This is a genomic window from Brevibacillus sp. TJ4 (assembly GCF_044627595.2).
Lineage (GTDB): Bacteria > Bacillota > Bacilli > Brevibacillales > Brevibacillaceae > Brevibacillus.
The window spans coordinates 1125669-1140843 of record NZ_CP185865.1; the positions used below are offsets into that span (position 1 = coordinate 1125669).

The following is a 15175-nucleotide window of genomic DNA, read 5'->3' on the forward strand; positions in this document are numbered from 1 at the left end:
ACGGTGAAGGTGGCAGTCTGCATACTCAGCTACAAGCGGCTGGACGGTTTGCGCCGCCTGTTGAACGGGCTGGAGCAGCTTGTATTCGCCAAAATGCCCGTCCCCACCGTGCGCGTACTGGTCATCGACAACGATCCGGAGGCTGGGGCCCGCGCATGCTGTGAACTTTTGCAGGCGACGTACCGCTGGCCGCTGGAATGGCATCACGAGCCGCGTCGCGGGATTTCTCACGGACGCAATCGGGCGATCGAGCTCGCGCGGGAAAGAGACGATTTTCTGGCATTTCTGGACGATGATGAAGTGCCCGAGCCAGGCTGGCTGGATCACTTGCTCGATGTGCAGAGTCGCTACGGCGCTTCTGTAGTCACAGGACCGGTGTTGCCGGTGCTTGGCAGCGAGGCGCCTGACTGGAGCATACAGGGCGGTTTTTACGAGCGGCCCCGTTACCCAACGGGATTTTCCATGGACCTGGCGAGGACAGGGAACGTCCTGCTGACCACCGCATTGTTTGCCTCTCCTGCTAACCGCTTTGATGAGCGGTACGGTCTTTCCGGCGGAGAAGACACCCATTTCTTTTTGCGCATCCGGCAGCAGGGGCATCGGATCGTCTGGGCCGACGAAGCGATCGTCCATGAATGGGTGCCTGCCAGCCGGACGACGATGAGCTGGCTGTTGCAGCGCTCCTACCGCTACGGGAATACGTACTCGCTGTGCGAGCGGGATTTGCAGCAGGGCGTGCTGACTGCGCTGCTTCGGGCGGCGAAAGGGATCGCGCATATCGGGGCGGGGATCGTGCTGCTCGTACCCGGCGTGTTCGGCAGACGCGTCTGGCTGATCAAATCCCTGCGCAGCATCTGTCTGGGAGCAGGGATGGTCAATGGGGTCATGGGCCGTCGTTATGAGGAATACAGACAGACCCACGGAAGCTGAAACCGGGGTCAAATCGCTGACAGGAGGGGCGTGGATGAAAACGCTGATTACAGGTGTGGCCGGCTTTCTCGGCTCGCATCTGCTGAAGGAACTGTTGTCCCGGGGGAAACGGGTGGTTGGCATCGACAACCTGTCTTCGGGGCGCCTGGAAAACATCCGGTTTGCCAGCAGCCATCCATCATTTCAGTTTCACCAATGCGATGTCTCCGATCCGGCTGTACTGCGGATGGAGGTACTTCACGATGTGCGGGAAATTTACCACCTCGCTTCCCCTGCATCTCCGGTGTTTTACCAAAACGCCCCCTTCGCCACGATCCACGCCAACACGCGGGGAACCGAGCAGATGCTGGAACTGGCCCGGCGCTATGAGGCTGTCATGCTGTTTGCCAGTACGAGCGAAGCGTACGGCGATCCGCTGATCCACCCCCAACCGGAAGTCTACTGCGGCAACGTCAATACGTGGGGACCAAGGGCTTGCTACGACGAAGCGAAGCGGCTGGGCGAGGTATTGTGCTACGAGTATTTCCATCGATTGGGGGTGCGCGTCAAGGTAGCGCGGATTTTCAATACATACGCGGCCGGATTGCGCAACGACGACGGGCGGGTCATCTCCAATTTCGTCACCCAGGCATTGACGGGAGCGCCGATCACCGTATATGGCGACGGCAGCCAGACGAGGTCCTTTTGCTACGTGGATGATTGTGTACGCGCCCTGCAGTTGATGATGGAGAAGGACGAGGCGACCGGGCAGGTGATCAACATCGGCAATCCCGATGAACACGCGATCCTCGACCTCGCCCGGACGATCAAGAAAATGAGTCGCTCCGACAGCGAAATTACGTTTCATCCCTTGCCTGCTGACGATCCCAAGGTGCGCCGTCCGGTCATCGAAAAGGCAAAAAGGCTGCTCGGCTGGTCGCCGGTCGTCTCGCTTGAGGAAGGGCTGGAGCGTACAATCAAGGCGTACAGGGAGCAGATGATGGTGAGAGTGAAGTAGGAGGGAGAGGTTCAGATGATGGAAGAACGAGAACGGCTTCGCTACCGGCGGCAGTTTGTCATCGGCTCCCGGTACGTGGATGAAGCTGGTTGGCAGCGTATCTCGCTTGCCCCGAAGCTGTACCTCACCGCCCATCCCGATCTGGAGGTCGTACAGGTACAGACGCCGCTAAGGGAGCTTACGCTGCTCGGATACATGATCGACCCGCGTAATCCGCAGTGGGGAGACCGGGATATACTGCAGCACGTAGCGGACCAGAGCAGTTCGTGGGAGGAGCTGATCCGCCAGCTCGAACCAATCGGCGGTCGTTGGATTGTGCTCTCTCGCGATCAGACCGGGTTCAGACTGCTGCATGACGCCTGCGGGATGAGGCAGGTTTTCTACGCCGTCTGCCCGGACGGAGTCTGGTGCGCTTCGCAGGCGGGGACATTGGCCGCCCAGATCGGCGCGAAGCGGGACGACAGCGCGGAGCTGGCAGCCTTTCTCGCTTCGCCAGAGTATCGCAAGGCAGAAGGAATATGGCCAGGAGATGAATCGCCTTACATCGGCATCCGTCATTTGCAGCCGAATCACGCACTCGATCTGGGCAGCGGACAGGTCACGCGCTACTGGCCGGCAGAACGGCTCGAGCCGCTGGAGCCAGGCGAAACCGTGCGCCGCGCCATCGCGATCCTGCAAGGCTCGATGAGGGCGATTGCCGATCGCGCTGATCTGATGCTTCCGGTGACGGCGGGCTGGGACAGCCGGGTGCTTTTGGCGGCAAGCAGGGAGATCAGCGATCGTGTGCACTACTACATCAGCGTTCATCCCGGATTGCCGCGCAGTTCCCCAGACGTGGAGATCCCTTCCCGACTGTTGCCGCGTGTCGGGCTGACCCTGCACATTCACGATGCCACCGGGGACATGGACGAATCGTTTGTAGAGATAAACCGGTACAATGCGCAAATGCGCGATCTTCCCAAGTCACATATTTTGTACCATCATTTTTTGCACGCCCAGGGAAAGGTCAATGTCAGCGGCAACAACAGCGAGATTGCCAGGGAAACGTACTGCGACTACCACCCGAACCGGAAGCTGGATGGCAGGTTTTTGGCCAGACACATCCAGTTGGGCGCGCAGCCGTACGCGATTCGCCACTACGAGCAGTGGCTGAGGGAGATCAGTCCTGCAGCGGACAAGGGCATCAGGCTGCTAACGCTCTTTGAGTGGGAACAAATCTCCGGAAACTGGGGGGCGATGCACGTCTCCGAGCAGGATATTGCCGTTGAGGAGTTTGCCCCGTTCAACAACCGTCAGTTGCTGAGCACGCTGCTCGCCGTACAGCATCCGTACGGGGCGCGCAACCGCCTGTACCGGGAGATGATCAGGCAGATGTGGCCAGAGCTTTTGGAGGAGCAGGTCAACCCGCTGTCGGGTTGGAAACGGTGGAAGTATATAGCGAAAAAAATGGTGCAAGGCGGGTCGTATTACGGCTATGAGGCGTGGCGGCAAATCACGGGCTTGCTGGGGAGCCCGCGCAAGGAGGAGACGACTTGAATCAACGAACAAAGCGTCCGCGAGTGGCGATCGTCTACAAGTCGCTGCCGCAGTACAGGCGTCGCTTCTACGAACTGCTGAAAGAACGGCTGGAAGAGCAAGAAATCGAGTTTTTGCTGATCTACGGACAGCCTGGCCAGACGGAAGCGAGCAAGCGCGACTCGATCGAACTGCCGTGGGCGCACAAAATCCAAAACAGGCTGTTTCGGCTGGGAAGGCGAGAGCTGTACTGGCAGCCCTGCACAAAGCTGCTCAAGGATACAGATCTCGTGATCGTGGAGCAGGCGAGCAAACTTTTGCTCAATTACTGGCTGATGCTGCAGCAATCGGTCGGCATCCGCAAGCTCGCATTTTGGGGACATGGCATCAACTTTCAGACGCACCGGGCGAGCTGGATCGGAGAGAGGCTGAAGTCCTGGATGTCGCGGCATGTGCACTGGTGGTTTGCCTACAATCAGCGAAGCGCGCAAGTAGTCAAGGAACTGGGATTTCCCGAAGAGCGCATCTGCGACGTGCAAAATGCGATCGATACGCGCCAGTTGGTTGAGGAGAGGGCGAAGTGGGACGAGGAGCGGTTGCGCCAGTTTGCCCAATCGCTCGGGATCAAGAGCCAGCATGCATGCCTGTTTACAGGAGCGATGTACCCGGAGAAGCGCATTCCGTTTTTGCTTGAGGCCTGCCAGCGCATCCGGGAAAGCGTCCCCGACTTTCAGATGATTTTTATCGGAGCGGGCGAGGATGAGGGTCTGGTGAAAGAAGCGGCGGCCCGCCATGACTGGATTCACTACGCAGGACCGAAATTCGACACGGAAAAAGTCCCGTACTATCTCATTTCCAAGCTGTTTCTCATGCCGGGACTGGTCGGTCTGGCCGTGCTGGATACGTTTGCGCTGGGAGTGCCGCTGGTCACGACACGCCTTCCCTACCACAGCCCGGAAATCGCCTATTTGCGCAATCAGGAAAACGGCGTAATGCTGGAAGACGCAGAAGACAGCGCCGCGTACGCCGAGCAGGTAGTGCGGCTTTTGACCGATGCGGAGGCGCTGGACAGCCTGCAGGCAGGCTGCCGCCGGGCGAGCCTCACATATACGGTAGAAGAGATGGCGGACAGGTTCGCGCATGGAATCTGCCGTGCGCTGCGTGCGGCAGAATGGGACATGGCGCCAACAGAAGGAGGAAAGGGAGTATGGCAGTCGTAGTGATCACGGGATCGGCCGGCCTGATCGGGTCGGAGACGGCGCAGTTTTATGCGGAAAAAGGGTACCAGGTCGTCGGGATCGACAACAACATGCGGCAGACTTTTTTTGGCGAGGAGGGATCGACGCTGTGGAATCGCTCCCGCCTGCTCGCTGCGCATCGGCACCATTACGCGCATTACGATACGGACATCCGCGATCGCACGGAGCTGGAGCGCATTTTTTCCCGCTACGGCAGCGACATTTCCCTGATCGTACACACCGCTGCCCAGCCCTCGCACGATTGGGCGGCCAAAGATCCGACCACTGATTTCTCGGTCAACGCGACAGGCACGCTGCATCTTTTGGAAGCGATGCGGACGTACGCACCGGAAGCGGTGTTTCTCTTCACTTCGACGAACAAAGTGTACGGCGACAGGCCCAATCTTCTGCCCCTGCGCGAAGGAGCCACGAGATGGGAGATCGAGCCGGGCCACCCGTATCAGGCGGGAATTGCGGAGGACATGGAAGTCGATCAGAGCCTGCATTCGCTGTTTGGCGTGTCCAAGCTGGCTGCCGACCTGCTGGTGCAGGAGTACGGCCGCTACTTTGGGCTGCGCACGGTCTGCTTTCGCGGAGGCGTCCTGAGCGGTTCCAGACAGGCTGGAGTTCCGCTGCACGGGTTCGTCAACTACCTGGTAAAATGCGCGATGACCGGGACGCCGTACACGGTGATCGGCTACAAAGGAAAACAGGTCCGCGATGTCATCCACGCCCGGGATGTCGTCAGCGCCATCCACGCAGTGCATGCGAATCCGCCAAAACCAGGAGAGGTCTACAATATGGGCGGCGGGATTTACTCCAACATATCCGTGCTGGAAGCGATCGAGCTTACGGAGAAGATCACAGGACGGGAGATGGCCGTTCAGTACAGCGATCAGCACCGGACCGGGGATCACATCTGGTACGTCAGCAGCCTGGAAAAATTCATGCGCCAGTATCCGGACTGGCAGGTGCGCTATCCGATCAGGACGATCATCGAGGAGATGGTCGAGGAAAACAAGGAAAGATGGTGTTATTCGCGATGATCAATTACGGCATCTACCCGCTTTTGGGGATTCGGATTGCCGCCGTCGACTACGAATACGCCGTGCAGCAGATCATGGCCCACGCCCGGGAGGAGAAGCCGCTCGCTGTCTCGGCGCTGGCGGTCCACGGGGTGATGTGCGGCTTTCTCGACGAGATGCAGCAGCGCAGACTAAACGGTCTGGACCTGATCGTACCCGACGGACAGCCGGTTCGCTGGGGATTGCGGCTGCTGCACGATGTACGTCTGCCTGAACGGGTATACGGGCCGGAGCTGACGCTGCGCGTAGTGGAAGCGGCTGCCCGCGAAGGGATGCCCATCTATCTGTACGGCAGCACGAGCGAGATGCTGGAAGCCCTCGTCAACAATTTGTCCGCCAAGTATCCCGGGCTGGTGATCGCTGGTGCGAGTCAATCCCGTTTTCGCCGACTGTCGCCTGAGGAAAAGCGGGAGGTGGTCGCGACAATCCGGGAGAGCGGCGCGAAAATCGTGCTGGTCGGGCTGGGCTGCCCGCGACAGGAGGCATGGGTGTACGAATACCGGGAGGAGCTGTCGATGCCGTTGTTGGCTGTTGGAGCCGCCTTTGCATTTCATGCCGGGCACCTGCCGCAAGCGCCGCACTGGATGCAGCGCAGTGGACTGGAGTGGCTGTTTCGCTTGATTTGCGAACCGAGGCGGCTCTGGCGCCGCTACGTCGTGCTAAATCCGCTGTTTCTGTGGGCATTGGCCCAAGAAGCGCTCGGCTGGAAGCGAAAACAGGTCGTCCTGCCTGACAGACATGAGCGGGAGGAGTCGTTTGGCTGATGGAGAGGAAGCGGGACTAAGGGAGCTGGGTACGGGATGATCCGAGAAGTGTTTTGGCTGCGTTCGCTGGCCTGCCTTTGCGTTGTGCTGATACACGCAATCAGCATGACGATCTACAGTACATTTGGGGAGACGGATGTTTCCCTGGAAAAAAAGGTCTGGGATTCGGCGCTGCTCTTGTTGATGTTTGCTACGCCGCTGTTTGTGTTTCTATCTGAATTTCTGGCGTCCGCCTCACAGACGCGCAAGTCGGTCGGTCAATTTCTTGGCAGCCGGATCAAGTACATTTTGGTTCCGTTTCTGGCGATGTCCGTATGCTACGCCCTGCTCACCTCCATTGCCGGCGAGCGGACACTTTCGCAATTTGCAGACCAGCTTGTCGCCAACTTGTTTCTCGGGAAATTCCACGGCTATTTTCTCCTGATCCTGTTCCAGTTTTTCCTGCTGCACGTCTGCTTCGACCGCTACCAGCACAGATTGTCGTGGAGATGGGTACTGCCAGCCGCTTTTTTGGTCAACGCAGTGTATCTTGGCTTTTTCAGCTTTGTACGCAGCTTCGATGATCCGCTGTCCGAGTATCAGACGTGGTGGCTGCCCTTTCCCGGATGGCTGTTTTACTTTTGCCTGGGCTATTACGGCGGGCGTCATTACGCTGACGTACAGAAGCTGTTGGATCGCTACAAGCACCGAATCTGGCTTGCCACGCTCGTTCTTGGCTGCGGCATGCTGATGTTGTACCACAGCGGGATCATCACGCTGCAAAGTTCAAAGCGAATCGATGTGCTGCTCTTTGCCAGTGGCATGATCGCGTCCTTGTTCGCCTTCGTCCAGCGCTTCCGACAAGTCCCACGCCTGCTCGGAACCATCAGTGAATATTCGTTCTCCATTTATTTGCTTCATATTTTCTTTCTCATGTGCATCCAGAAGATGCTGACGATGTGGCAGCCAGTTGCCCTGCCGCCGCTGCTCACACTCATCGTGCTGTTCGTCGGCAGCGTGCTGTTGTCCATCGCTGCCGCGCGCCTGCTGCACAAATTTTCGCTTGCAGCCTACGTCATCGGCAAGCCGGGAGTACCCCTGCCAAAAGAGCCGAGCAACGACAGCTTCGGCAGGAGAGAGCAGACGAGTGAAGGGCTGGAGGAGTGGGGCGGCGCACAGGAGCGAGGGGGAGAGATCGCGGCGGCCGGCAAACGACCGAACGGACAGGCAGGATGAAAGGACAATCGTATACTTTTCTTCGTTTCCCTCCACACTACTAACGAGCCAGACATAAGAGGGTGTTGATGTGTGGAGTATATATTGCAGCTAGGGATCATTGTCCTCAGTACGAAACTCGCAGGGGACCTCAGCGTGCGGCTCGGTCAGCCCGCAGTTCTGGGCAAGCTGCTCATCGGCATCTTGCTCGGCCCTGCTGTATTGGGCTGGATTTATCCGTCTGCGTTCGTTGAGATTTTCAGCCAGATTGGCGTCCTGCTCCTGATGTTTATGGCCGGGCTGGAGACGGATGTGGAGGAGCTGAACCGCAACCGAAACGCTTCCCTTGCCGTCGCGTTCGGCGGGATTATCCTGCCCTTTCTCGGGGGATATTTGATGGGGATTGCGATCGGGCTGGATCAGCCACAAGCCATTTTTCTGGGGCTTTTGCTGTGTGCCACCTCCGTCAGCATCACCGTTCAGTCCTTGAAGGAGCTCGGCAAATCGAACACGAGGGAAAGCACGACGATACTCGGTGCAGCTGTCGTCGACGACGTGCTGGTAGTCGTCCTGCTCGCTTTTGTGATGAGCCTGTTCGTCGGCGGGGATGCCAGCATCGGCATGGTGATTCTGAAAAAAGTCATTTTCTTCGTCACGATCTTTATCATTGGCTGGAAGCTGATTCCGCCGCTGATGCGCTGGCTGGCGCCGTTGAACGTATCGGAGGCGGTGATCAGTGCTGGCTTGATCGTCTGTTTGGCCTTTGCGTATTACGGAGAAATACTTGGCATCGCCGGGATCATCGGGGCGTTCGCTGCGGGAATCGCGATCTCGCAGACAGAGTACAAGGAAGAGGTAGAGCATAAGCTGGAGCCGATCGCCTACGCTGTATTTGTGCCCGTCTTCTTTGTCAGCGTCGGTCTGCATGTATCCTTCGACGGGATCGGCAGCCAGATTGTCCTGATTGTCATTCTTTCCTTGATCGCGATCGCAACCAAGCTGTTCGGGTCTGGTCTGGGGGCGAAGCTGACTGGATTCGACACGCGCTCATCGCTGATTATCGGCTCGGGGATGGTCTCCCGTGGCGAGGTGGCGCTGATTATCGCGGCGATTGGACTGGAATCGGGGCTGTTGCTGCAGGACTACTTCACGTCCATCGTCATCGTGGTCATCATCACTACGCTCGTCACTCCACCGATGCTGAAAGTGCTGTACAGCCGGGCTCCATAGCGGGGACCGGCTTTCTTGCGCGTACGGATTTTTCCAAAATTACGGCGAGTCTTGTGTTATGATGGAGAGAAAAAGACGAAAAAGAAGGTGTTTGCCGTGTCTGATTTCGGAATTTTTCGGGATGTCATAACTGCGCCAGAGGAATTGAAGGAAATGTTTGGCGAGCCTAGCGAGGTCGTGCAAAAAAAGGCAATCGATCATTTGGACGAGCATTGCCGCCGTTATCTTTCGCAAGCCCCGTTTTTGATTTTGGCGACTTCGGATGCCAATGGCAGGTGTGACGCCTCGCCGCGTGGGGATGCCCCCGGCTTTGTCCATGTCATTGATGACCGCCATCTGGTCATACCGGAGAGACCCGGCAACCGGCGCATGGACTCGATCCGCAATATTTTGAGCAACCCGCATGTCGGCCTGATCTTTCTCATTCCTTCACTGCAGGAGACGCTGCGCATCAATGGTCGTGCCTGCATCATTCGCGATGCGCATCTGCTTGAGAAGATGGAGGTAAACGGCAAAGTGCCGACGATCGGCATCGGCGTCCAGGTAGAGGAGTGTTTTGTGCATTGCGCCAAGGCCTTTATTCGTTCCGGGCTGTGGCAGCCGGACAAATGGATGACCAAGGAAGAGCTGCCGGACATGCCGAAGATGCTGGCTGAGCATATCAAAATGCCAGGCGTGGGCGCGAAGGAAATCGCCGAGGGATTGCAGGAAAGCTACAAAAAGAACCTGTACTAGGGAAGTGCAGTTCTTCTCTTTTCACTTTATTTTGCTTTGTGCTACACTGTCATTTGGAAGGACATGACAATTTGGTGGATGGAGGAGATCGATTTGGCTGCAAAGATTACGGATTGCACCGTTTTAAACAATGGAGTCAAGATGCCATGGCTGGGTTTTGGCGTCTGGAGAGTCAAAGAAGGCGACGAAGTCAAAAATGCAGTCCGTACTGCGATTGAAACCGGATACCGGAGCATTGATACGGCTGCCATTTACGGCAACGAGGCGGGTGTCGGGGAAGCGATCCGCGAATCGGGTATTGACCGCGACCAGCTTTTCCTGACGACCAAGGTGTGGAATGTTCACCAGGACTATGAAGCGACCTTGAAGGCGTTTGACGAAAGCACGAAAAAACTCGGTGTGGATACGCTTGATCTGTACCTCATCCACTGGCCGGGACAAGGCAAGTTTACCGATGTGTGGAAGGCGATGGAAAAGCTGTACCGCGATGGATATGTACGGGCAGTCGGGGTGTGCAACTTCAAGACGCATCATCTGGAGGAGTTGCGTGCCACCAGCGAGCTCACACCTGCTGTCAACCAGGTGGAATTCCATCCGCTTCTGACGCAGCGGGAATTGCTGTCCTACTGCCGCGAGCACGGCATCCAGCTGGAAGCGTGGAGCCCGTTGATGCAGGGCAACAATCTGGATCAACCGCTGCTGGTGGAGCTGGCCGAAAAATACGGCAAGACGCCAGCGCAAATCGTCCTTCGCTGGGACCTGGATCAAAAAGTGGTGACGATTCCGAAGTCGATCACGCCGGCGAGAATCCAGCAAAACAGCGAGCTGTTCGACTTCACCCTGGAGGAGCAGGACATCGAGCGCATCAGCGCATTGAATGAAAACAAGCGATTTGGGCCAGACCCGGATACGTTCAACTTCTAATGTACGTATGTTCAGCCATGAAAAAGCAGCTCTCCTTCGCAATCGTTGGAAAGCTGCTTTTTTCGTTTCGTTTTGGGGAATTCTACCTTGTAACATCAGCTTCGATAGGAAAGGATCGTCTGGTACATGCTTTTGTCCGGCAGTTTGAGGAACAGGCTGATGTCGGGACGCAGATTGGCTTCGATGATCCACACTCTGCCATTCCGGTCGATCCCCATGTCAAAGCCGTAGACGCGCTGCGAGCGGTAGTACGTCGACAAGCGTTCTGCCGCCAGGAGAGCGACCGTGCTCAAGCGGGAGATGATGGCGGACGGAGCAAGCGGCCGAATATTGGAGCGCATGATGGCCGTCGAGAGCGGGAGCACATACCCGCCGCTTCGCCTGATATTGGTGATGATGTAGCCTCTGCCTGCCACCTTTGCCAGCATGCCTGTGACGATCCAACTGGAGCCGGTTTTTCGCTGCACCATGACGCGCACGTCAAACGGGCGGTTGCCGACTCGCGCCAACGGAATGCCTTGCTGCAGCAAATAGTGGGTGGAGAGTTTCCTTTTCACATAGCGGTACGTATTGTCGCTGCCGCGGATCGTCCTGCGTACTGCTCCGCTGTGTACGTGGAAGCGGTTAGCTCCAGCTCTGGAAATCATAATGATCCCCGCACCGCCGCTCCCGGATATCGGTTTGGCAAATACTCTCGGATAGCTCCGCACCATTGCCGAGAACGAGCGTCTGGAAAAGGAACGGGTCAATGGCAGGCCTTTGGCAATAGAGGCGCTGGACCGCATAATGCGGTACTTGGTCAGTTTCGTTTCACTTTTTCTAGCCAACTGTGTTCAATCCCCCTGTCAGGCTGTACTTGTACTCCTTTTTACTCTATGTTTGCTGCGTGTTCTTGCCTGTAGGGGTGTCCTGCTTGAGAAAAATGGGTTGTTCGCTGCCGGGCAAATATTCTTTTCTTTACTCCCGCGCAATTTTTTGTATACTGTAAAGTAGAAAATCGTTTCATCAGATGAAACTACTTCTGGAACATGTAGGAAGCAGGTGTGACAGATGGAAGAACAGAAAGCAAACGTACGTGCTGTCGAACGTGCATTGGAAATCCTGCTCTGCTTTACCGATTCGACCGATTTGGGGCTGAGCGAGATTGCGACCAGGCTCTCCTTGCACAAAAGCACGGTGCATCGTTTGCTGGCTACACTGGAAAACAAGGGCTTTTTGATCCGCGATGTGCAGACGGAAAAATACCGTCTGGGCTTTCGGGTTTGGGAACTTTCCGCGAATTTGACCCATAATGACGATCCGGCGACGGTGCTGCTGCCGGAAATGGAACGCCTGCGCGACCTGGTCGAAGAAACGATCAGCCTCTACATCCGCGACGGAATGGAACGGATCCGCATTCAGGCAGTCCAAAGCAGGCAGCCGATTCGTCGGGTGGCACCAGTGGGCGCACGCATGCCGCTTACTGTAGGAGCATCGAGTAAAGTGCTGGTGGCGTATGCGGGGGAACATGTGTTGCATGAGCTGTTACATGAGCAAGAGTGGCCGGATTACGTGGATCGGGAGTCCTACCTGGAGCAGTTGGAGCAAATCCGGGAATTGGGGTTTGCCACCAGTGTGGAGGAGCGGGAATTGGGGACAGCGGCTGTCGCGGCTCCCATTTTCAATCGCAACGGGCAATTGGTAGCGGCCATCGCAGCGTCGGGACCGTCCAACCGGTTGACACTAGAAAAGATGGGAGAGTACGCTCCGTATATTTTGGAGGCTGCCTATCGAATGGGAAAAATGATGAAATAGCGTTTGGCGAGAGCCAGGTTGTTCCGAGAGGGGAGCAGTCTGGTTTTTTTTTTTGTTTTTCTCAGGGAGCAGAAGGATATGATTGCCTGATTTTCATTTACTTAAATAAATAACTTTACTTCGGTTTGCTTTTTTACTATTATAAACTTAAAATCCAGCGTTGATGAGGAGGATGATGATGGCGGAAACGATTCCGTTGCGCGAGAAGAAGAAGGCGAAGACGAAGCTGGCTCTCTTACAGGCCGGGATCGAGCTGATCGGAGAAGGCTCTTTTCGGCAAGTGTCGGTGGAGGAGATTTGCCAGCAGGCAGAGGTCTCCAAGGTGACGTTCTTTAAATTTTTTCCGCAAAAAGAAGAATTGCTTGTCTACTTTATGAGCATTTGGCAGGCGGAGTGTTACGTAGAGCTGGAGGAATCGCAAAAGCGGGGCTGGGAAGCGGTGCGCCACATTTTGCGCAAACTGACGGAGAATGCCAAGCGGCAGCCAGGACTGATGCTCAGCCTGATCAGTTTTTTGGCGGAACAAAGCATGCACCCTTGTGTCCCGATCTTGTCCCAGGCCGAACTGCGTCTGTTGTTTCCGGAAAAAGAAGATGTGACAGGGATTGCGGAAAGCAACCTGGGACATTTGTTCCGCAAATGTGTACGGGAGGCAAAAGAGGCTGGGGAGCTGGTTGACGGCATTACTGAGGATGAGGCGGTCATGCTGTTGTTCACGATTTTTTACGGCGGGTATTTGTCGGCCCATCTCTGGCGCTCGCCGGATGCGATGGCGACGTATGAAGTGCATTTAAAACCACTGATGAGGTAGGTGTTGTTTTGTGGCAAACGTATTCCCCGGGCGCTTTACGGCGCAAATCGACGGACCTTTTGTCGTCTTTGTCATTGGCATGCGCATCAATCGATACTGGGCAGTGCACAAATGGGTTCCGGTGGCGAAGGCAATGGGCGGGATGGTCAAGGAACTGTACCAGCATCCGGAGCTGGGCTTCCTCGGCACGAGCTTTCACATGAATTCGCGGGAGCTGACGCAGATTCAATACTGGCGTTCCTACGAACATCTGGAGAACTATGCGCGCCACGGTCATCAGCATCTGACGGCGTGGCGAAATTTCAACAAGCGCATCGGCACGGACGGCAGTGTCGGGGTCTTCCATGAAACGTACCTCGTGGAAGCAGGAAAATACGAGTGTCTGTACGCCAACATGCCGGTCTGGGGACTGGCGCAGGCGGGAGAGCATGTGCCTGCGGTCGGCAAAAAGGAGACGGCGAGAAGAAGACTGGGGGGAGACAACGAGCCTGCCGTTCCCAGCCCGCAGTAAGTAAAATAGTAAAAGTCGTCGCGTGGTCTTTTCGCAATACAATCAGCTGGGCATCTCCAATTTGTAGTAACCGCTCATACAACTATGGGGTTTTGTGAACGCCTGACGCCTTTACAGCAAACGAGCCGATCAAGTAAAGTGGGAATATTGGCAAACCTTTTGACTCGGGTTACATGCTGCGGAGGAGTGGGAACGTGAAACAAAATCGCGTCTGGCTGTTGCTTTTCTTTTGCAACCTGTTTTGGGCGGGCAATTACGTCTTCGGCAAGTACGTCATTACGATGCTCAGTCCCTTGTGGCTGACTTTTGCGCGCTGGGCGCTGGCGCTGATCGTCCTGATTCCGCTGGCGCATCTGATGGAGAAGCCGGACTGGAGGCAGGTGGGGAAGCAGTGGCTGCCGCTTGCGGTGCTGGGGCTGACCGGTGTGATCGGCTACAATATGTTCCTGTACTCGGCGCTGGTCTATACATCGGCGACCAACGCGGCTCTGGTCACAGCACTCAATCCGGGGGTCATCGTACTGTTTTCGTTTTTTCTGCTGCGTGAAAAAATTACCCGCGTGCAGGCGGCCGGTTTTGTGCTTTCGCTGGTCGGCGTCATGGTCGTTTTGACGCGAGGCGAGTTGATGCAGATTTTTGCCGCGGAGTACAATCGCGGCGATCTGCTGACGTTGGGCGCTGTGCTGGTCTGGACGTTGTATTCGATCATCGGCAGACGGATCAAAGGCGTCAAGCCGATTACGGCTACTGCCGCCTCGACGGTGCTCGCCGTGCTGATCATGCTGCCCTTTGCCATCGCCCAAGGGGTTGATTTTACGGCAATGGATGCGCTCGGGATCACCGGCTTTTTCTACATCGTCGTGTTTCCTTCGATTTTCTCCTTTGTTTTCTGGAATAAGGCGGTACGTGAATTGGGAGCGAACAAGGCGGGGATCACCCTCAATCTGATCCCGGTGATTACGGCGGTGATCAGCGTGATTCTGGGAGAGGGCATCACGGCTGCGCAGATTTGGGGCGGTCTGCTGGTCATCACAGGAGTCGTGCTGGCTTCGGGAGTTACCGGGATGATGCGGGAGAGGAGAAGGGAGGCTTCTTCGAGGCTATAGGGAGAGAAACCGCTTTTCCAGCCTCCGCTCGGGTCTGCGTCCTGCATGGAAGCATGGACTGCCCGCTCCGCTGTCCCTGACGGGGAAGCGCAAAAGCAGATACCGCTCCGCAGCCTGATCAGGGTTGCGCTTCTGTTTCCCGTCATGCACAGCTCCGCTCGTTTGGGCTCCGAAATAAGCTCGCCTGAAATTCGGTTTCACAGCGAGCTTTTTCCCTTGATAGCCACTAGGAGAAGAATATTTCCATGCGCCGCCCATCGCGGAGTTCGCGCCCAGCGGAGCGCCGACTGGCGGGAGAAAGAATCGCAACCTTGGCTATTCGTCGAAGCGACGGCTGCTTT

At 56.5% G+C, this 15175-nt stretch carries 15 protein-coding genes; 14 read left to right on the forward strand and 1 reads right to left on the reverse strand.

What is annotated here, in order from left to right; genetic code table 11:
* Positions 1-3 precede the first annotated feature (3 nt).
* From ACAF76_RS05210 to ACAF76_RS05255, 10 genes are all read left to right on the forward strand, one after another.
* Complete coding sequence (locus ACAF76_RS05210; protein WP_400162843.1) at positions 4-930, forward strand: glycosyltransferase family 2 protein; 927 nt, start codon at positions 4-6, stop codon at positions 928-930.
* Between the two features lie 34 nt (positions 931-964).
* Positions 965-1927, forward strand: a complete 963-nt coding sequence (locus tag ACAF76_RS05215; protein WP_400162844.1) for a GDP-mannose 4,6-dehydratase — start codon at positions 965-967, stop codon at positions 1925-1927.
* Positions 1928-1942: 15 nt separating this feature from the next.
* Positions 1943-3463 (forward strand): hypothetical protein, encoded by a 1521-nt coding sequence (locus ACAF76_RS05220; protein ID WP_400162845.1) that lies wholly within the window; start codon positions 1943-1945, stop codon positions 3461-3463.
* Entirely contained in the window at positions 3460-4662 is a 1203-nt protein-coding gene (locus tag ACAF76_RS05225) for a glycosyltransferase family 4 protein (RefSeq protein ID WP_400162846.1), read from the forward strand. Before ACAF76_RS05220 ends, ACAF76_RS05225 begins: the two co-directional genes overlap by 4 nt.
* Entirely contained in the window at positions 4650-5726 is a 1077-nt protein-coding gene (locus ACAF76_RS05230; RefSeq protein ID WP_400162847.1) for an NAD-dependent epimerase/dehydratase family protein, read from the forward strand. The genes ACAF76_RS05225 and ACAF76_RS05230 overlap by 13 nt, the downstream gene beginning before the upstream one ends.
* A complete protein-coding gene (locus tag ACAF76_RS05235) occupies positions 5708-6529 on the forward strand; it encodes a WecB/TagA/CpsF family glycosyltransferase (protein ID WP_400162848.1) in 822 nt (273 codons plus the stop codon). Before ACAF76_RS05230 ends, ACAF76_RS05235 begins: the two co-directional genes overlap by 19 nt.
* Before the next feature lie 36 nt (positions 6530-6565).
* Complete coding sequence (locus ACAF76_RS05240) at positions 6566-7744, forward strand: acyltransferase family protein (protein ID WP_400162849.1); 1179 nt, start codon at positions 6566-6568, stop codon at positions 7742-7744.
* A 72-nt stretch (positions 7745-7816) separates the two neighbouring features.
* Positions 7817-8953 (forward strand): cation:proton antiporter, encoded by a 1137-nt coding sequence (locus ACAF76_RS05245; protein WP_400162850.1) that lies wholly within the window; start codon positions 7817-7819, stop codon positions 8951-8953.
* 96 nt (positions 8954-9049) lie between these two features.
* Positions 9050-9688, forward strand: a complete 639-nt coding sequence (locus ACAF76_RS05250) for a pyridoxamine 5'-phosphate oxidase family protein (RefSeq protein WP_400162851.1) — start codon at positions 9050-9052, stop codon at positions 9686-9688.
* Positions 9689-9781: 93 nt separating this feature from the next.
* Positions 9782-10612, forward strand: coding sequence for an aldo/keto reductase (locus tag ACAF76_RS05255; protein ID WP_400162852.1), 831 nt, complete (start codon positions 9782-9784; stop codon positions 10610-10612).
* A 95-nt stretch (positions 10613-10707) separates the two neighbouring features.
* On the opposite strand, the gene ACAF76_RS05260 is transcribed toward ACAF76_RS05255, so the two are convergent.
* Entirely contained in the window at positions 10708-11439 is a 732-nt protein-coding gene (locus ACAF76_RS05260; RefSeq protein ID WP_400162853.1) for a YheC/YheD family protein, read from the reverse strand.
* 223 nt (positions 11440-11662) lie between these two features.
* On the opposite strand from ACAF76_RS05260, the gene ACAF76_RS05265 reads away from it, so the two are divergent.
* From ACAF76_RS05265 to ACAF76_RS05280, 4 genes are all read left to right on the forward strand, one after another.
* Positions 11663-12406, forward strand: coding sequence for an IclR family transcriptional regulator (locus ACAF76_RS05265; protein WP_400162854.1), 744 nt, complete (start codon positions 11663-11665; stop codon positions 12404-12406).
* Positions 12407-12584: 178 nt separating this feature from the next.
* Positions 12585-13217, forward strand: coding sequence for a TetR/AcrR family transcriptional regulator (locus ACAF76_RS05270; RefSeq protein ID WP_400162855.1), 633 nt, complete (start codon positions 12585-12587; stop codon positions 13215-13217).
* Between the two features lie 10 nt (positions 13218-13227).
* Positions 13228-13728 (forward strand): DUF4188 domain-containing protein, encoded by a 501-nt coding sequence (locus ACAF76_RS05275; RefSeq protein ID WP_400162856.1) that lies wholly within the window; start codon positions 13228-13230, stop codon positions 13726-13728.
* A gap of 194 nt (positions 13729-13922) precedes the next feature.
* Entirely contained in the window at positions 13923-14834 is a 912-nt protein-coding gene (locus ACAF76_RS05280) for a DMT family transporter (RefSeq protein WP_400162857.1), read from the forward strand.
* The last annotated feature ends 341 nt before the right edge of the window (positions 14835-15175 follow it).